This window comes from uncultured Campylobacter sp. (assembly GCF_937890585.1).
Taxonomy (GTDB): Bacteria; Campylobacterota; Campylobacteria; order Campylobacterales; family Campylobacteraceae; genus Campylobacter_A.
Genome location: NZ_CALACG010000295.1, coordinates 1 through 18,870 on the forward strand (window position 1 = coordinate 1; position 18,870 = coordinate 18,870).

Genomic DNA, 18,870 nt, shown 5'->3' on the forward strand with positions numbered 1-18,870 from the left:
GTTATGACAACTGAAGAATTTATAGCTAAGCTTGAAAGTCTTAACCACAAGTACAATTCGCCACTTGTGGTTAAGGCATTTGAAATTGCTAACACTTTGCATGAAGGTCAGCGAAGGAAGAGTGGAGAACCATATATTATCCATCCTATTGCTGTTACATTTATTTTGGCAAATTTTGCACTCATTTTTATATATTCTTGTATCTCGTTTTCAAAATTATCTCGTGATGATTTTTGAATGCTAAAGACCGAAATTTCCAAATTTACCCTTTGGTCTTTATCTTTAGCTCAAAGCCATTTTCGCTCTCGCTTGGCGTCTCGTTTTTAACGGCTGTTTTGTTGCTTGTGAGAAATTTGACCATGTCGCTGATATATTTTTTATGCTCATTTCTTGGCACGATATCATCGATAAGGCCGTGTTCTAGTAAAAACTCAGCCCTTTGAAAGCCCTCTGGCAGGTCAGCGCCTATGGTTTGTTTGATGACTCTTTGGCCAGCAAAGCCTATAAGTGCGCCAGGTTCTGCAATGATGAGATCACCAAGCCACGCAAAAGACGCGCTAACGCCGCCCATTGTGGGGTCAGTAAGCACTGATATGTACGGGAGTTTGGCTTCGTCAAGTAGTTTTAGGGCCGCTGAAGTCTTTGACATCTGCATCAAAGAAAATGTGCTCTCTTGCATTCTAGCGCCACCAGATGCACTCACTATAACTAAGGCTTGGTGCTTTGCGATCGCTCTTTTTATAGCTCTTACGATCTTTTCGCCTTCGACTGAGGCGAGCGAGCCGCCCATAAAGCCAAAGTCAAATACAACTAGCTGAATTTCTTGCCCTTCGCATTTGCCCTCGCCGCATATCACCGAGCTTGTACGGCCTGTTTTATCTTTGTTTTCTGAAATTCTCTTTTTATATGATTTTTTATCGACAAAATTTAATGGATCGACTGGTTTTAAATTTGCATCAAATTCTACAAAGCTACCTTCATCACAGATCAAATTTATGCGCTCGTCAGCCTTTAGTCTCATATGGTAGCCGCATTTTGGGCATACATTAAAACAAGCTTCAACTTCTTTGTAATACATCAGTGAGTGGCAGTTGTCGCATTTTACCCAGTGTGTAGGCGCTTCTTCTGGACGAGGCTGAGCTTTTCTTATCTTTGAAAAAATATCTGAGAAATTCATATTTTTACCCACTTATTATGAAAAATTGTGGGATTATATCTAATGTTTGCCTTGCTTTTTCTTATATGGTTTAAAGTTGTGTGTAGAAGGTGTTAGAAAGGGGCAAAAATAGCCCCTTTATTTTAGTTTTAGAAGCGTCTTCCGATAGTAAATTCAAATGTATTTGTATCATCACCCTCTTTTGGTTTGATAGCTTTTGCAAATATTAGTTGAAGCGGTCCGATCGGAGTTATCCACTCGATACCTGTACCAACTGATGATCTTTTTATCTCATTTAGGCTTGCTTCGCCGATCATACCGTAGTCATAGAAGACAACGCCACGCATTTTTACACGGTCTATTATAGGGAAGCTCATCTCAACTGAGTTGTTAAATGAAGTCTCGCCGCCGTATTCGTAGTAGTCGCCATGATATTTTACCTTTGGAGATACTGTTCTGCTCTCGTAGCCACGCAAGCTTCTGATACCGCCAAGGTAGAGCCTTTCGTTGATCGGAGTATATCCTCTCTCCCAAATTTTACCAAAACTTGCTTTGTATCTTAAGATAAGGTCGTAGTCGATGTACTCTCTAAGACCTAGATAGTAGTTGAAATTTGTGCGGTTTTTAACAAAGTCCATATCGCCGCCAAGCCCTGCTATCTCAAATGATGTGCTAGCTATGATACCGCGTCTTGGCAAGTAATAATCATCAGTGCTGTTATAAGATATAGCCGGAGTTATAGCACTTTTTATAGCCTTGCCTTGTCTGTAAATTTCTTTTCCAGTTTGTTCATTGATATCTCTTAGCTCGTCATCTTTTAGCTTGATCTTGCTTTGCTCTATATTATAAGTGATAGAGGCGCTTAAATTTCTAGTTAGTTTTCTACCAAGTGTCGTGCTAAAGCCGTAGCTACGCTCTTCATATGTTGTCCAGTCGTAGTCGTTTGCATAAAGTGTTCCGCCAAGGCTATACTCTGAGTCAAAAATTCTTGGATTTGTAAGGCTTATCTGACCAGAAAGCTCGTTGTCGCTCTTATCAACGCTTATTTGTCCTTGAAGTCCAGAGCCAAAGATGTTTGAGTCAGCAACTGCTGCGTTCAAGAGTAGACCATCGCTACTTCCATAACCGATACCACCGCTTATTGAGCCAGTTGAAGCCTCTTTTACTTTTACTTTTAGATCGACTGTATTTTTATCAACTGGATCTTCTTCTATCTCGACTTCGTCAAAGTAGCTCGTTCTTTTTAGAGCATCTCTTGAGTCTTGAAGGTCAGTTCTGCTATATAAATTTCCCTCAGTTAGATATAGCTCACGTCTAACGACACGGTCAACAGTTCTGTCATTGCCTGAAATTTGAACATTTCTTATATATACTTTTTCGCCTGGATCAACTTCGTAGTCGATATCAACCGTTTTGTTATCATCAAATTTATCAGTCTTTGGATAGACTTTTACAAAGGCATAGCCCTTGTCAGCGACCATATCGTCAAGCTTTTTCATATCTTGGCGAAGTCTTGCTGAGTTCATCGTGTCGCCAGCCTCAAGTCTAAAGTCGTTTATGATCTTTTTAGTGTCAAGCTCTAGCTCTTCAGGCGCTGTGATGGTTACATTTGAAACCTTATAAGGCTCGCCCTCGTGGACGTAGTAAGTAAGATCAGCTGTGTAGTTATCAAATGATGAATTTAGATAAGGCGACGAAACAGTCGCATCTAGGTAGCCTTTTTGAAAGTACTTATCTTGAATTCTTGCTGGGTCGTTTTCAAGCTCAAAAAGTTTAACTTTTCCGTCGTTTCTACCCCAAAGCCAGCCCATAAATTCTCTACTTTTGTTTGCAACAACTGGCTCGATATCGTCATAGTCAAATTCTTTTGCGCCGACTAAATTTACCTTTTTGATTATCATATTTTCGCCGCGGTTTATGTTTAAAGTGATGAATAGTGAGCTGTCGTTGTCTGCAACTGGCTGTTTTTCTACGTCAACAACTGTGTCAAAATAGCCTTTTGACTCGTAATACTGGCGAATTCTCTCTTTGGTTTTTTCAATGGTAAGCTCATCATACATATTGCCCGGCTTTATGCTAATAAGCGACTCGATCGCGCTTTTATCATTTGTCACAATTCCCTTTAGATCGACTCTAGCAACACTTGGCTTCTCCTTTACGTTTACTAAAAGATTACCACTACCTGTATCTTCTATGTAGATATCATCAAAATAATTTTGCTTGTATAAATTTGTGATGGCCTTATCGCTAAGCTTTGGAGTTAGCTCTTGACCGACTTTTAGCCCCATTATCTGGCTAGCCACCTCAGGTGAAAGGTGAATTAAACCTTTGAAATTTATAGACTGAATTGTCTGTGCATTTAGACCGCTTAAAGCTAGTGCTAGTAAAAATAATTTCTTTTTCATTAAATTTAACCTAGAGTTTTAGTATAAGTGCGTATAATATCATATTTTATTTTTAAAAAATTTAAATTTTATAATTTTAAAGGTTTTTTATGAAAATAGGTATCATCGGACTTGGTCTTATGGGTGGCTCGCTTGGTCTTGCATTAAAAGATGAAAAATTGATCTCATGTGTCAGCGGATATGATAAAGATGAAAATCACAGCAAAAAAGCACTCGAGCTTGGACTGGTGCATGAAATTTTAAGCATTGATGAGATGAAAAAGAAGTGTGACATCATCTTTTTGGCTGTTCCAGTTGAGGCTATCGTAAGCATCGTGCAAAATTTAACTGACATTAGTGAAGATACGACGATCATCGACTTTGGCTCGACAAAGCAAAAGATAATAGAAGCCGTGCCAGAAAAAATTCGTAAAAATTTCATCCCAGCTCACCCGATGGCAGGTACTGAGTACTCTGGTCCAGAAGCTGCCTTTAAGTCACTTTACACAGGGGCTACTGTCATAGTTTGCGACTTTGCTGAGAGTGCAGAAAAGCACGTAAAAAGAAGCGTTGAGCTATTTTCTTGCCTTGGCATGAAGATCATTTTCATGAGCGCAAAAGAGCACGATCACCACGTGGGTCTTATCTCGCATCTGCCTCACGCTATTGCATTTTCGCTTGCTAGCGGGATCTTAAAAGAAGAGGATAAAAGGCACATCGTTGCACTTGGCGGACCGACATTTAAGGGTATGATACGTGTTGCAAAGAGTTCGCCATTTATGTGGAGCGATATCTTTAAGCAAAATAAAAACAATGTCGTTGCCGCGATAAATATGTTTGAAAAAGAGCTAAATTTATGCAAAGATCTCATAAAAGATGAGCGATGGGATGAACTTTTTGACTGGATGAGCGAAGCTAGAGCTGTAAGAGAAATTTTGTAATTAACTAAAAATTTATTGATTATATGTAAAATTTCGCAAATAAAATTTAAGGTAATAATATTATGTATAGACGTGGAATAGGTGGTTTTGGCATTGTTGTGGTTTTACTTGTTTTGATATTGGCTGGTGGCTTTGGTTATGCTTTGATGTCGAAAGACTTTGAGCGAAACGAGCCAATTATCGGCGTTGCTGATAAGGTTTATTGGAACCTTCGCTCGCCTATGAATATCAAATTTAAAGATGACAGCGGCATAAAATTTGTGCGCATTAGCATAAATGACGGCAAAAATGACCTAAATTTACTAAATCAAATCATACAAAACCCAAGCACCGAACTTGATGTAAATTTGACCTTCCCAAAGACTGGATTTTTTGCTCAAAAAGACACTTATGAAATGAGCATAGAAGCGGTCGATACTAGCAAATGGGGCTTTTTTACTGGCAATAAAGCAAGCAAAAAAGTTGAGGTTGTGCTCGACACCTCAAAGCCTGATCTTTACGTGCTTTCTCAGTCTTACTCTATCTCAAAAGGCGGTAGCGCAGTTGTCGTTTTTAGAGCGACTGATAATCAGCTAAAAGAGGTTTATGTCCAGACAAATTTTGGTAAGAAATTTAAGGCTGTGCCATTTTACAAAGAGGGCTTTTATGCAGTACTTGTTGCTTGGCCAGTACAGGTTGAAAACTTTAGCGCAGAGGTCATCGCAAGAGACTTTGCGGGCAATGAGAGCAAATCTCACGTGAGATATTTTTATGAAAATGTAAAATACAAAACTTCAACCATTGCTTTAAATGATAGATTTTTAGACGGAAAGATCGTTGATCTAACAGATCAATACGCGAAAGATCCAAACGCTCTTTCAAGGCTTGATAAGATGAAATTTGTCAATGAAACTCTAAGAAACTCAAATGAAGAGAAGATAACAGTACTCACCTCAAACGTCGATACTGACATCACAAACGGCTTTAATATAATTCCATTTTACCCGCTTAGAAATGGCAAGAAAGTGGCTGATTTTGCTGACCACCGCTTCTATACATATAATAATGAGCAAGTAAGTGAGTCATGGCACATGGGTATAGATTTTGCAAGCGTGGCATCAGCTCCGATAATAGCTAGCAATGCAGGTCGCGTTGTGCTAGCATCTGAGAATGGAATTTATGGCTTAAACATTGTGATAGATCATGGATTTGGACTTTATTCACTTTACGGACACTGCTCAAGTGCTAAAGTAAAAGAGGGTGACATGGTTGCTGCTGGCGATCAAATAGGCACGACAGGAACGAGCGGCCTTGCACTTGGAGATCACCTTCACTTTGGAATTTTGGTCCAAGGCGAAGAGGTAAGACCTCAGCAATGGATGGATAAAAAGTGGATAAAAGACAATGTGACAAGTGTCTTAGATGCCGCAAAGGCGATGATAGATAAGAATTAAATTTGCAAATTTGATTTTTTAGTGCTATCATAAGCGAACAAAAAAATATAAGGAAAATTTTTGAAACAAACTACTATCGCAAGACGCGTTGAGACCGTTGGTATAGGGCTTCACAAGGGTGAGCCGATAAGACTTATACTAGAACCTCTTGATGCAAATTCAGGCATTATTTTGCACCGCGAAGATCTTGGTATTAGTTTTAAAGCTGAGCCTAAAAACGTTATAAATACGCAAATGGCAACCGTCGTTGGCAACGAAAAGGGCTTTATTAGCACGATAGAACACCTAATGGCAGCTGTAAATGGATACGGCATTGATAATATTAGAATTTCAGTTGATGCAAACGAAATTCCTGTCATGGACGGCAGTGCGATAAGCTTTTGTATGCTACTTGACGAAGCTGGTATAAGGCATCTTGACGCTGGTAAAAAAGTGATACTTGTTCGCCGCGAGGTCGAGGTGATCGAGGGGTCAAAATTTGTACGAACTTCGCCTTCGAGAAATCCAAAATTTGACTATACGATCAAATTTGACCACCCAGTTATCGGCGAGCAAAGATATCTTTTTGAATTTAGCAAGAGTTCATTTGTAAAAAATATCGCTCGTGCTAGAACTTTTGGCTTTTTAAAAGATTTGCAGCGCTTGCAAGCTCAAAATTTAGCCCTTGGTGCATCTCTTGATAACGCCGTGGCTATCGATGATACGCATATTTTAAACCCAGAGGGTTTGAGATTTGAAAATGAGTTTGTAAGGCATAAAATTTTAGACGCAGTTGGCGATTTGAGCTTGCTTGGAGCACCTCTACTTGGGGATTATACAGCATTTGCTGGTAGCCACGATCTAAATCACAAACTAACGCTTGCTTTAATGGTAGATGAGAAAAATTATGAGATCGCAACGCTTAGTGGCGAGCTTTTAAAAGAGTATCAAAAGGTATTTGCATAAAAAATATTGAAATTTTAGTAGTCTCTTTATCGACTCCGCTTTTAGTTGGAGTCTATAAAGATGGCGTAAAATTTGATGAGATCACAACTGACGAGCATGTCAGCGAAGCTCTGATAAAAATCCTAGAAAATTTATCCTCTAAATTTAACATCACAAAGATCATCTACGCAAACACGCCAGGTAGTTTCATGGGGCTAAAGGTGGCCTATGTTATCTTAAAAACTTTTTCTTTGGCAAAGGGCTGCGAATTTTACGCAGTTAGCGGTTTTAGTCTAAATGGCGGCCAAGCGATCAGGGCAAATAAAAATTTAAGCTTTGTCTTGAAAAATGGCGAAATTTCACTTGAAAAAGTTGAGCCAGTGAGATTTGTGTTGCCTTTAAATTTAGATGAATTAAAACTAAATTCAGATACACTTCCAAATTATATCATCCAAGCTGTTTAGGAGAAAATTTGAATATCTTAATCCCTGCCACAAGTGCAAATTTAGGACCTGGTTTTGACGCTTTAGGACTTAGTTTAAAGCTTTTTAATAGCGTAAAGATCGAACCATCTAAATTTAGCTCGGTCTCGATAAATGGCGAGGGAAGCGATAGTGTAAATTTAAAAAGAAACAACATTTTTCTAAGCATTTTCAATGAAATTTTTCTCGAGCTAACTGGAAAAAATGAAAATTTTAGAGTCGTTTTTGAAAACAATATCCCATTTTCAAGAGGACTTGGCAGTAGCTCTGCAGTGATCGTTGGTGCTATCGCTTCAGCTTACGAGATGGCTGGGTTTAAGGCTAGTAAAAGCGTCGTTTTAAATAAAGCTATCATCTATGAAACCCACCCGGACAATATTTCGCCAGCAGTTCACGGCGGATTTATCAGCGCGATCGTAAAAAATGGCAGTGTCTATGCAAATAAAATAAATTTAAGCGATGATATAAAAGCGGTTGTTGTCATCCCAAATAAGCCGATGAGTACGGCATCATCAAGACAAATTTTGCCAAAAAACTACACTATGAAAGAGTGCGTAAATAACCTCTCTCACGCTGCATTTTTAACATCTTGTTTTTATGAAAAAAGGTATGATCTTTTGAGGATAGCAAGTGAAGATATGATGCACGAAGAGCGCAGAATGAGCGCTTTAGAAGAGCTTTTTGAGGTGCGAAAGGTAGCTTATGAAAATGGCGCGTTAATGAGCACACTTTCAGGCTCAGGCTCAAGCTTTTTAAACATCGCATATAAAGATGACGCTAAAAATTTACAAGATGCTTTAAAGAGTAAATTTAGTGATTTTAGAGTGGAAATTTTTTCATTTGATAACGATGGATACGAAATCACGCAAAGCTAGAAACAAGTTTAAAAAGGTATAATGAATAAAAATAATCCAGTAAGGACATGCGTCGCTTGCAAAGTCAAATTTTCTCAAAACTTGCTAAAAAGATACCGCTTGGTAGGCAAGAATTTAGAGTGCGGCAAAGGAAATGGTCGCAGTTTCTATCTATGTGATGGTTGTTTGCAAAAAGACGACAAAATTTTAAAAAAAATAATTGATAAACAAACTAAAGGTGCCCTCGGACTTGACGCACCGAAGTTAAAGGAGATACTCTTAAATGAGCAATGTTAGGATTTCAGAGATCGCAAATGAGCTTGGCTATCCAAGTAAAGAGATAGTCGAAAAAGCTCAAGAACTAGGCCTAAAGGTCAAAACTCACTCAAACGCTGTTAGTCTTGAAGAGGCTGAGGCTATATATGAATACGTCCAAAGTGGCGTCATACCAGAGAAATTTAAAAAGAAAAAGAGCGAGCCAAAGGCAAAAAAAGAGCCTAAAAAAGAGGCGGAAAAAGAGCCTGCTAAAAAAGAAGAAAAAACTAAAGCCGAGCCTAAAAAGGCAGCTGCTAAGGCTGAGCCAAAACCTGAAAAGGCAAAAGCAGAGCCTAAAAAAGAGGTGCAAATTTCAGAGGTAAAACCTAAAGCCGAGCCTAAAAAAGAAGAGCCTGTAAAGGTTGAGCAAAAGCCAGCTGAAGCACCAAAACCAAAAGAGAGTTTGGCTGATGTGACTCAAAAAAGACGTGGCCTTGTGATAGTCAAAAAGAAAAAAGATTTCGAGGCGCCAGCTCCGGTAAAAGAGGAGAAAAAGGCTGAGGCGGCTGTAACCAACATTAGCGATTTTAAGAGTATGTTCTCTGCTAGCGATGAAAATTTGGCTAGAAAAAAGAAAAAAGAGAAAAAAGTAACGGTTGTAAGCAAAAAAGATAGTGCCGAGAAGATGGACTTGCTTGGTGGAAGCGACTTTGGCGACATCGTGCTTGAAGATGAAGATGTGGTTGTATTGCCTGATTTTAGCTTTAAAACCCCAGCTCCAGCTCCGATGCAAAGGACAAAACAGCCAAATGCGATGAAAACAACCGTCAATAACACGATAAATTCATTTGGCGAAGGTGGCATACAAAGAAGAGCTAGAAAAAAACACAAAAAGCCTGAAAATAAACAAAACAGCGAAGCTGTAACTTCGATAAATATCCCAAAAGAAATTCGCGTTTACGAATTTGCTGAAAAGCTAAACAAACAGCCTAGCGAGGTCATAGGCAAGCTATTTATGCTCGGTATGATGACAACTAAAAACGACTTTTTGGATGAAGATGCGATAGAAATTTTGGCTGATGAGTTTAATGTCGAGGTAAATATCATAGATGATCAAAAAGAATTTGACTACGTAGCAGCCTATGAAGAGGAGATAAAAGATGATGAAAATCTCCAGCCAAGAGCACCAGTCATAACCATCATGGGCCACGTAGACCACGGCAAAACCTCGCTACTTGACTACATAAGAAAGTCTCGCGTAGCAGCAGGCGAGGCTGGTGGCATCACTCAGCACGTTGGTGCTTATATGGTAAATAAAAACGGCAAAAATATCACATTTATTGACACTCCAGGCCACGAGGCATTTACGGCTATGCGTGCAAGGGGTGCTGGCGTAACTGACATAGTTATCATCGTTGTTGCAGCAGATGACGGCGTAAAACCACAGACAAAAGAGGCAGTTAACCACGCAAAAGCCGCTGGCGTGCCAATAATCATCGCAATAAATAAAATGGATAAAGAGTCAGCAAATCCTGATCTAGTAAAAACCGGTCTTGCTGAGCTTGACATCATGCCAACAGAGTGGGGTGGCAAGTATGAATTTGTGCCGATCTCTGCAAAAACAGGCATGGGCATAGATGATCTACTTGAGATCGTGCTTTTACAAGCTGATCTTTTGGAGCTAAAGGCAAATCCAAAGGCAAACGCAAAAGCTACTGTCATCGAGAGCTCACTTCAAAAAGGCCGTGGTCCAGTAGCTACCATCATCGTTGAAAACGGCACACTTCATGTCGGAGATACAGTCGTAGCAGGCGTTGCATACGGTAAGATAAGAAGCTTGCTTGATGATCAGGGCAGGCCATTAAAAGAGATAAAACCAGGCGAATGTGGCGTGATAGTAGGTCTTAGCGAGATAGCAGAGGCTGGCGAGACATTAATAGGAGTAAAAACTGATAAAGAGGCTCGCGAATATGCACAGAAAAAGGCTGAATATATCCGCCAAAAAGAGCTTAGCAAGAGCACAAAGGTTAGTATCGATGAGCTTAGCGCTAAGATCGCTGAGGGCGAGCTAAAAACACTTCCAGTCATCATCAAAGCTGACGTTGGCGGCTCACTTGAAGCATTGAAAGCAAGCCTAGAAAAACTAGCAAATGACGAGATCAGAGTAAATGTGATCCACTCAGGCGTTGGTGGTATCACACAAAGTGACGTTGCACTTGCAAGCGCAAGTAACGACTGTATCATCCTTGGCTTTAACATAAGGCCAACTGGCGAGATAAAAGAGAAGGCAAAAGAGAGCGGCGTCGAGATAAAAACTTACAACGTTATTTATAACTTAATAGACGATGTGAAGGCGATTTTAGGCGGACTAATGTCACCTATCATCAGAGAAGAGCAGCTTGGTCAAGCTCAGGTTCGCCAAGTGATCCATGTGCCAAAAGTAGGCGCAATCGCTGGATGTATCGTCACTGAGGGTACGATAAACAGAGGGGCAAAAATTCGCCTTATTAGAGAAGGTGTGGTCGTTTACGAGGGCTTAGTTAGCTCACTAAAACGCTTCAAAGATGATGTCAAAGAGGTTGCTAAAGGCTACGAGTGTGGCGTTGGCATCGAAAATTTCAACGACATCAGAGAAAATGACTACATCGAAAGTTTCAAAGAAGTCAAGGAGAAAGCTACTCTATGAACGCTAACGAAATAAAGCGTATGAGAACAGAGAGTGTGCTAAAAGAGCTCATACCAGAGGCTCTGGCCACTCTTGAAGATAGCATTTTAAAGGGACTTTGCGTCACTGATGTTGAGTGCAAAAAGGGCAGATACGACGCCTTTGTCTATCTTGACAAGATGATGTTTGACGAGCGCGAGCAAGAGTATATTTTGGGGCATTTAAAGCGCGTTTGCAGGCATTTGCAAAACCACTGCATGGCGGCTGAGGGCTGGTATAGATGTCCAAATTTTCACTTTAAATTTGACGATAGATTAGAGTATCAAAACCATATGGATAAGTTGTTTGATAAAATTTCAAAGGATTTAAACAAAAATGGATAATTTAGACAAACTAGTGCGCGAATGCGGCGTTGAGCTTTACGACAGCGAGATCGCAAATGAAAATGGCAGGGCTATTTTTAGAGTTTATATCACAAAAGATGGCGGAGTAAGCCTTGATGATTGCGAAAAAGTGAGTCGTCTGCTCTCGCCTATCTTTGACGTGACACCGCCAGTTAGCGGAGACTACAATCTTGAGGTTAGCTCGCCTGGCCTTGAGAGAAAGCTTAGCAAGCCTTCGCATTTTAAAGCGAGCGTTGGTGAGCTAGTTAAAGTTCAAACCGAGGCTGAGAAATTTGCAGGAAGGCTTGTAAAAGCGGACGAAGAGAGCATCGCAGTAGAAAACGAAGAGGGAATTTTTGAGATCAACATCAGTGAGATAAAAAAAGCAAAAACATATTTGGAGTGGTAAAATGCTAAGCGACATCGAGATAACTCACCAAACGAAGTTAGAACACATCAGTAAAGTTGCCGAAAGACTAGGCTTAAACGAAGACGAGCTTGAGCTTTACGGCAAATTTAAGGCTAAAATTTCCCCTAGACTTGAGCCATCAAAGTCAAAGCTCATCTTAGTCACCGCGACTAATCCAACCCCATACGGCGAAGGCAAAACGACTATGTCGATCGGCCTAGCTGACGCACTAAATTCACTTAATAAAAAGGTTTGCCTAGCACTTCGCGAGCCATCTCTTGGACCAGTTTTTGGCATAAAGGGCGGAGCAGCAGGTGGCGGCTACTCGCAGCTTGCGCCGATGGAGGATCTAAATTTACACTTTACTGGCGATTTTCATGCTATAACATCGGCAAATAACCTCATTTCTGCAATGATAGATAATAGCCTCTATCAAGAAAACCCACTAAAAATCGAGAAAATTTTATGGAAGCGCTGTATGGATATGAACGACCGCGCGCTTAGATTTATCACTGTGGGTCAAGGTGGCAGAACGGACGGCGTACCAAGAGAAGATGGCTTTAACATCACCGCCGCAAGCGAGATCATGGCTGTGCTTTGTCTAGCAACAAGCTTATCAGATCTAAAAGAGCGCGTGGCAAACATCATGGTTGCCTATGATAGTGATAAAAAGCCTATCTACGTGCGTGATCTAGGCTGCCAAGACGCTGTTTGCATACTTTTAAAAGATGCGATCAAGCCAAATTTATTTCAAACATTAGAGCATACGCCTACGCTTGTGCACGGCGGTCCATTTGCAAACATCGCACACGGCTGCAACTCAGTCATCGCAACAAAAACAGCTCTAAATTTAGCTGACTATGTCATCACTGAAGCTGGCTTTGGCTCGGAGCTTGGAGCGGAGAAATTTTTAGATATAAAATGCAGGGTTGCTGATATCAAACCAAGCGCTGTAGTGCTTGTAAGCACTATCAGATCGCTAAAATATAACGGCGAAGCAAATAAAGACGAGATCACAAAACCAGATATGAATGCCCTTAAAAAAGGTATCGAAAATCTTGGCGGGCACATCGAAAATTTAAAAGGTAAATTTGGTCAAAACGTGGTTGTGGCGCTTAATAAATTTGGCTTTGACACTGATGAAGAGATAAATTTCGTAAAAGAGTATTGTCATGAGCTTGGCGTAGAAGTGGCAGTTTGTGAGAATTTCTTAAAAGGTGGCAAAGGTGCGCTTGAGCTTGCTGAGCTAGTTTTAAAGGCGTGTGATAAGCCAAGCAAGATAAATTTCACCTACGAGATGAGTGACGATACGAAAACTAAAATAGAAAAGGTCGCTAAGGAAATTTATGGAGCCGGCGAGGTGGTCTTTGAAGAGGCCGCTCTTAAAAAGCTTGAAATGATAAAAGAGCTAAATTTGAGCCATTTACCAGTTTGTATCGCAAAAACTCAGTACTCATTTAGTGACGATGCGAAGCTTTTGGGCAGAGCAAAGGGCTTTACATTTAGCGTAAAAGACCTTGATATTAGAACGGGAGCTGGCTTTATCGTCGCGGTTTGCGGTAAGATCATGCTGATGCCAGGACTTCCAAAAGTGCCAGCTGCGGTCAATATGAAGATAGATGCAGAGGGCAAGATTGACGGCTTGTCATAAATTTATGAAAACACACTGGCAAAGGCTAGTGTGTTTTTTAAAGAGGCATGGATGAACGATGAATTTTACATGGGTCTTGCTTTAAGTGAGGCTTGGAAATTTCAGATCCTGACCTATCCAAATCCAGCTGTCGGGTGCCTTATCATTGATGAAAATGGGCAAATTTTATCTTGCAAGGCTCATGAAAAGGCTGGATATTTACACGCTGAACCGACAGCGATACTCTTTGCGCTTTGCAAAAAAAGTGAAAGATTTAAAGATGTTTTTATAAAAGCGTATAATGCTAAATTTAGCTCTAATATAAAAGAGGGCGAATTTGGCCTTTTAGAGCCAAAATTTACCTATGAATTTATACTAAACAACCACTCAAATTTACTAAAAAATGCAAAAGCCTATGTCACTCTTGAGCCTTGCTCGCATCACGGTAAAACGCCACCTTGTGCAAATTTGCTAAAAGAGCTTGGTTTTAGTGAGGTTATAATTGGCAGCCACGATGAAAATAAAATAGCAAGTGGCGGCGCGAATTTGCTGCAAAGTGCTGGTGTGAGAGTTAAATTTGGTATTTTAAAAGAGCGCTGTGATAAGCTGCTTGAGCCATTTTTGGCATATCAAAATGGTGGATTTAGCTTTTTAAAAATAGCTCTTAGTAAAAACGGCGTGGCAAGTGGTGGCATCATCACAAATGAGCTTAGCCGCACGCATGTGCATAAACTAAGAAGCGTCATAGATACATTGGTGATCGGCGGTAACACAGTGCGGACAGACCGACCAAGACTCGATACCAGACTTGTAAAAAATGGCAAAAACCCAGACGTCATAATCTACTCAAGAGGCGATAAATTTGATGAAACGATACCACTTTTTAGCGTGCCAGGTCGAAAAGTCAGCATTCAAAAAGAGCTTGATCTAAAAGGTCTTAGCATGTTTGAAGGAGCTGGTGAGTTTTTAAAGCTCGCAAAAGAGGGCAAGCTAGCAAATGTAAAATGGCTACTTATCTATCAAAGCTCAAATTTTAAAATTGGTGAAAATTTGAGCCTTGATTTAAATTTAAAACCGCTTTTTAGTGGAAATTTCGGAGATGATAGCTACACTTGGTATGAAATTTTGGATTAAATATCTAGTCCAAAATAGCGTTTGACTAAAAAGCCGATGCCAAAAGATATGATCGCAACGCCAAAAGTTATCACGCACATCTCAACCACTCTTGGTAAAAATTTAAGCTCCTTTGCCACGCTTATATAAAAGTTATAAGTGATGATGGCAACTAGCGCAAAGAAAAACATCGACAAAACAGCGTAAAAACCGCTTGAAAAGATGAAAAATGGAAGTATCAAAAATGCCGTTGTTATGATGTATGATCCGCCCGTGTAGAGCGAGTAAGTAAGCGGTTTGATCTCGTCACTTGGATTTTCTTTTGACTCAAGATATGCTGAGCCAGCCATAGAAAGTGCAGCTGCTACGCCCATGATAAGGCCTGTTGCACCAACTGATTTTGTATTCGAAAATGCAAGCGCGATGCCGCTAAGTGTGCCTGTTAGCTCAACTAACGCATCATTCATGCCAAGCACGATACCACCAGCATTTATAAGTTTTGTGTCTTTTAACATGGAGATTAGACTATTTTCATGGCTCATCTCCTCTTCATAAATATCACGAGCTTCAGGATATTCATCTACGATGTCAAGATAAAATTTCTCCGCATTTTCTTCGCGTGACTCCATAAATTTTAGGGTAAAAGATGTGCCAAAAATTTTAACAAGTATCGTATAGAAAATGACTTTAAATAAATTTGCACTTCTGCTTTCGCCAGTTATCTTTTGACAAAAAGCATAGTGGCGCCTCTCTTCGGTGATTAATTTGCGAAGTATTTTTTTATTCTCATCGTCTTTTTCGCTAGCTTCAAGAAGTGAGTATATAGCAACATCGTCTGCTTCGTTTTGTAATTGTTTTAAGGCACGTTTTTTGTCTAACATAAAATTTTCCTTTTTTATAGCTTAGAAATTTAAGATTTTGATTTAGAAAGAGAGATAAGATGGTGCGATCAGCGAGACTCGAACTCGCACACCTAACGGCACTACCCCCTCAAGATAGCGTGTCTACCAATTCCACCATGATCGCAAAAAGAACAAAAGCCCCAAAAAGGGGCTAAATTTAAGTTTTACGCTTAGCCAAGCATTGGGTTTGCGTAAAGAACGATAAGTGTAATAACAAGTGCGTAGATAACTTGTGCTTCGATCATCGCAAGTGCGATAAACATTGTAGTCATAAGTTTGCTACCTACACCTGGGTTTCTAGCTGTTCCACTGATAGTTGCAGCAGCTGTGTTACCCATACCAATAGCACCGCCAAGAGCTGCAAGGCCAAGGCCGATACCGCCAGCGATAACTGAATATGATCTGATCATCTCGCCGTCAGCGCCAAATGCGAATGCAGCAAGACCAAGAATTAAAAACACGATCTTTTTCATCGTTGCTCCTTTAAAATTTTAAAGCTCTTTCGGATCTGTCCCCTACTCAAACTTCATGAGCCGTAATATTACAAAAACAAAACTTTGTTTCAAATAAAAACACTAAAAATTTAAATTGCCTATAAAAAATTCTTGGCTTAGAAAAATGAAAGTTTTTTTATGCTATCTTTGAAAGAATTTAATTTATTCTTAATCTTAGGTTTTCAATGAACGAAAAATTTTCAAAGATAGGCTTTGTTCTTGCTATGGCTGGTTCTGCTGTGGGTCTTGGCAATGCCTGGAAATTTCCTACGATGGTGGGAAATAACGGCGGTTCGGCATTTATAATTTTATACTTGCTTCTTACATTTGCTATCGCATTTGTGGCGTTTTTAGCAGAGCTTAGTATCGGTAAGCTTGGTGAAAGCGACGTTGTGAGCTCTATTTATAAACTTGCACCAAAGCATAAAAAAGCGTGGTCGCTCTCTGGCTTTTTCATGATCGGTGCGATCCTTATAGCTTCATTTTATATGGTGGTTATTGGCTGGATATTAAAGTATATATATCTTAGTTTTTCGCCGCTTTTAGCCGACTCAAAAGAGGCAGCAGCGCAGTTTAACACGCTTTTAGCAAATGATCTAAGCAGTGCCGTGCTTTGCTTTAGCCTAGTTTTTTTAATGGTATTTTTTGCCGTTTCAAAAGGCGTAAAAAGTGGCATCGAAAAGCTAAATATATGGATGATGCCAAGCCTTTTTGTTTTGCTTGTTTGCATGCTTTTTTACGCACTTAGCATGGGTGATGGCTTTGTCAAGGCGGCTAAATTTTTATTTGTGCCAAATTTTAGTGCGATCACGCCAGATGTTATCTTACAGGCTCTAGGCCTTGCGTTTTTCTCGCTATCTATGGGCGTTGGCGTCATACCGACATACGCTGCAAATTTACCAGAGCGCACAAATTTAATAAAATCAACCCTCTCTATCATCTTTATAAACATATTAATAGGCATTATGATGGGCCTTGTCGTATTTACATTTATATTTGCTTATGGGGCTGATAGCACGGCAAGTGGTCCAGGCCTTATCTTTATCTCGCTTGTCACGCTTTTTGCAAAGCTTGGCATCGTTGGCAACGTCATGGCGGTCGCATTTTTCGTATCGCTTTTGTTTGCTGGTATCACGAGCGCGGTTTCGATGATCGAGCCTTTTGCTTATTATTTGGTTAGGAAATTTGACATTTCGCGCAAGGCCGCACTTCTTTATATCGGCGCTTTTGTCTATGTTTTGGGAATTTTTTGTATATTTTCATACTATTCTGACACGGCTAGCACGTTTAGTGTATTTGGCAAGCCTGTATTTGACGCGCTTGACTTCCTAACTTCAAATATCATGATGCCAATAGGCGCTATCATATTTAGCTTTTTTGTCGGCTATAAACTCAAAAAAGAGAGCCTATATCTGCTCTTTGGCGAATTTATGGGAAAAGCATTTTTTGAAATTTGGTACTTCGCCCTAAGATACATCGTGCCAATCGCCATTTGCGCCATAATGATCTACCAGATAGCGGGCAAGTGATGGGAGATAGATTTAGCAAGATAGGCTTTGTCCTTTCTATCATCGGAGCGGCTATCGGCCTTGGAAATGCGTGGAAATTTCCATATATGGTCGGCAGCAACGGCGGCTCGGCGTTTATCCTTATATATCTATTTTTTGCATTTGTCGTTGGGCTTAGTATATTTTTTGCTGAGATGGCGATGGGTAAAATTTCGCGTCTTGACACGGTTGGAGCGTTTAAGAGCCTAGCCACAAAGGGGTCAAATTTATGGAAATTTGCTGGCATCATAATGGTAACAGGCATTTTAATAGCCTCTTTTTACACACTCATCATCGGCTGGGTGCTAAAATACGTCATCCTAAGTCTTGGCGATCTTCCTAAAGATATCGCAAGCTCGGAGAGATTATTTGTAAATTTCACTTCAAATGGCATAAGTGAGCAAATTTTATACTTTAGCATCGCATTTTTTGCCTACTTTTTTATCCTTACAAAGGGCGTAAAAAGCGGCATAGAGCGCATAAACGTCTATCTCATACCTGCGCTTTTTGTACTGCTACTTTTGATGCTTGGCTACTCTTTTGGTATGGAGGGCTTTGATAAAGCGGCTAAATTTCTACTGGTGCCTGACTTTTCAAAGATAGATCAAACAGCCGTTTTAAACGCGCTTGGTCTTGCATTTTTTACGATGTGTATCGGCATTGGCTGTGTTTTGACATACTCATCGAGCATAAGCGACGATACAAATTTATTCACATCATCGCTTTACGTGATCTTTGCAAACATCATAATAAGCGTCATCATCGGCCTTATAGTGTTTACATTTACATTTGAGTTTGGCTCAGAGCCGTCAAAAGGCGCGGGGCTAGCGTTTATCTCGCTACCAACGCTATTTGCAAAGCTTGGCGTGCTTGGAAATTTCTTGGCATTTACATTTTTTATATCGCTATTTTTTGCTGGTATCACCTCGGTTATCTCGATGGTCGAGCCATTTATCTTTTTCCTAAATAAAAATTTAGGCTTTAGCAGAATGAAATCAATCCTAATCGTAGGCTTTGTGGTCTATGTACTTGGAATTTTATGCGCATTAAGCGGTATTGGCGAGTTTAAAGAGAGCCTTACTATCTTTGGCAAGGGCTTTTTTGACCTGCTTGATTATCTTAGCTCAAACATCATGCTTCCACTTGGTGGCATACTATTTGCTATTTTTGTTGGATACTTTGTAAAATTTGAGCTTTTAAAAGAGCTATTTTTGCCATTTACTGGCAAAATTTTCTTTGAAATTTGGTATTTTTTAATTAGATTTGTAGCACCACTTTTAGTTCTAGTGGTGTTAATA

The 18,870-nt window shown here is 39.9% G+C and carries 17 protein-coding genes, 1 tRNA gene and 1 pseudogene; 13 read left to right on the top strand and 6 right to left on the bottom strand.

Features of this window, described 5'->3' with window-relative positions:
* Nucleotides 1–158: 158 nt before the first annotated feature.
* The 3 genes and pseudogenes from Q0296_RS08880 to bamA form a co-directional block, all read right to left on the bottom strand.
* Nucleotides 159–260 (bottom strand): annotated as a pseudogene (locus Q0296_RS08880) (23S rRNA (pseudouridine(1915)-N(3))-methyltransferase RlmH); the annotation flags it as partial.
* A gap of 2 nt (nt 261–262) precedes the next feature.
* Nucleotides 263–1,177 carry an acetyl-CoA carboxylase, carboxyltransferase subunit beta gene (gene accD / locus Q0296_RS08885; RefSeq protein WP_298039522.1) on the bottom strand — a complete coding sequence of 305 codons (915 nt, stop codon included), beginning with the start codon at nt 1,175–1,177 and terminating at the stop codon, nt 263–265.
* Between the two features lie 128 nt (nt 1,178–1,305).
* Nucleotides 1,306–3,561, bottom strand: coding sequence for an outer membrane protein assembly factor BamA (gene bamA, locus Q0296_RS08890; protein WP_298039529.1), 2,256 nt, complete (start codon nt 3,559–3,561; stop codon nt 1,306–1,308).
* Nucleotides 3,562–3,650: 89 nt separating this feature from the next.
* On the opposite strand from bamA, the gene Q0296_RS08895 reads away from it, so the two are divergent.
* From Q0296_RS08895 to ribD, 11 genes are all read left to right on the top strand, one after another.
* Entirely contained in the window at nt 3,651–4,481 is an 831-nt protein-coding gene (locus tag Q0296_RS08895; protein ID WP_009294324.1) for a prephenate dehydrogenase, read from the top strand.
* A gap of 62 nt (nt 4,482–4,543) precedes the next feature.
* Nucleotides 4,544–5,914: a M23 family metallopeptidase gene (locus tag Q0296_RS08900; protein ID WP_298039539.1), complete on the top strand. Its 1,371-nt coding sequence runs from the start codon at nt 4,544–4,546 to the stop codon at nt 5,912–5,914.
* Between the two features lie 60 nt (nt 5,915–5,974).
* Nucleotides 5,975–6,859 carry a UDP-3-O-acyl-N-acetylglucosamine deacetylase gene (lpxC, locus tag Q0296_RS08905; RefSeq protein WP_298039545.1) on the top strand — a complete coding sequence of 295 codons (885 nt, stop codon included), beginning with the start codon at nt 5,975–5,977 and terminating at the stop codon, nt 6,857–6,859.
* An 80-nt stretch (nt 6,860–6,939) separates the two neighbouring features.
* Nucleotides 6,940–7,302 carry a glycoprotease gene (locus Q0296_RS08910; RefSeq protein ID WP_087582679.1) on the top strand — a complete coding sequence of 121 codons (363 nt, stop codon included), beginning with the start codon at nt 6,940–6,942 and terminating at the stop codon, nt 7,300–7,302.
* 8 nt (nt 7,303–7,310) lie between these two features.
* On the top strand, nt 7,311–8,195 hold the full coding sequence (thrB, locus tag Q0296_RS08915; RefSeq protein ID WP_298039553.1) for a homoserine kinase: 885 nt from the start codon (nt 7,311–7,313) through the stop codon (nt 8,193–8,195).
* A gap of 21 nt (nt 8,196–8,216) precedes the next feature.
* On the top strand, nt 8,217–8,471 hold the full coding sequence (locus Q0296_RS08920; protein WP_021085774.1) for a hypothetical protein: 255 nt from the start codon (nt 8,217–8,219) through the stop codon (nt 8,469–8,471).
* A complete protein-coding gene (infB, locus tag Q0296_RS08925) occupies nt 8,458–11,115 on the top strand; it encodes a translation initiation factor IF-2 (RefSeq protein WP_298039559.1) in 2,658 nt (885 codons plus the stop codon). The genes Q0296_RS08920 and infB overlap by 14 nt, the downstream gene beginning before the upstream one ends.
* Complete coding sequence (gene rbfA, locus Q0296_RS08930; protein ID WP_004317240.1) at nt 11,112–11,477, top strand: 30S ribosome-binding factor RbfA; 366 nt, start codon at nt 11,112–11,114, stop codon at nt 11,475–11,477. The genes infB and rbfA overlap by 4 nt, the downstream gene beginning before the upstream one ends.
* A complete protein-coding gene (gene rimP / locus Q0296_RS08935; RefSeq protein ID WP_021089627.1) occupies nt 11,470–11,886 on the top strand; it encodes a ribosome maturation factor RimP in 417 nt (138 codons plus the stop codon). The genes rbfA and rimP overlap by 8 nt, the downstream gene beginning before the upstream one ends.
* A 1-nt stretch (nt 11,887) precedes the next feature.
* The gene (locus Q0296_RS08940) at nt 11,888–13,537 is read left to right on the top strand and encodes a formate--tetrahydrofolate ligase (protein ID WP_298039564.1); all 1,650 of its coding nucleotides are present in this window, start codon (nt 11,888–11,890) and stop codon (nt 13,535–13,537) included.
* A gap of 51 nt (nt 13,538–13,588) precedes the next feature.
* Complete coding sequence (gene ribD, locus Q0296_RS08945) at nt 13,589–14,650, top strand: bifunctional diaminohydroxyphosphoribosylaminopyrimidine deaminase/5-amino-6-(5-phosphoribosylamino)uracil reductase RibD (protein WP_298039567.1); 1,062 nt, start codon at nt 13,589–13,591, stop codon at nt 14,648–14,650.
* Here ribD and Q0296_RS08950 read toward each other — a convergent pair.
* The 3 genes from Q0296_RS08950 to Q0296_RS08960 all read right to left on the bottom strand — a co-directional run bounded on the left by Q0296_RS08950 (nt 14,647) and on the right by Q0296_RS08960 (nt 16,004).
* Entirely contained in the window at nt 14,647–15,510 is an 864-nt protein-coding gene (locus Q0296_RS08950; RefSeq protein WP_298039570.1) for a rubrerythrin family protein, read from the bottom strand. The two genes, ribD and Q0296_RS08950, sit on opposite strands and share 4 nt — an antisense overlap.
* A 60-nt stretch (nt 15,511–15,570) precedes the next feature.
* A tRNA-Leu gene (locus Q0296_RS08955) sits at nt 15,571–15,655 on the bottom strand.
* 46 nt (nt 15,656–15,701) lie between these two features.
* Complete coding sequence (locus Q0296_RS08960; RefSeq protein ID WP_004317263.1) at nt 15,702–16,004, bottom strand: F0F1 ATP synthase subunit C; 303 nt, start codon at nt 16,002–16,004, stop codon at nt 15,702–15,704.
* Between the two features lie 206 nt (nt 16,005–16,210).
* On the opposite strand from Q0296_RS08960, the gene Q0296_RS08965 reads away from it, so the two are divergent.
* Complete coding sequence (locus Q0296_RS08965; protein ID WP_298039573.1) at nt 16,211–17,554, top strand: sodium-dependent transporter; 1,344 nt, start codon at nt 16,211–16,213, stop codon at nt 17,552–17,554.
* Nucleotides 17,554–18,870 (top strand): sodium-dependent transporter (locus Q0296_RS08970; protein WP_298039577.1); only part of this gene is annotated, 1,317 nt, incomplete at its 3' end. The genes Q0296_RS08965 and Q0296_RS08970, both read left to right, overlap by 1 nt.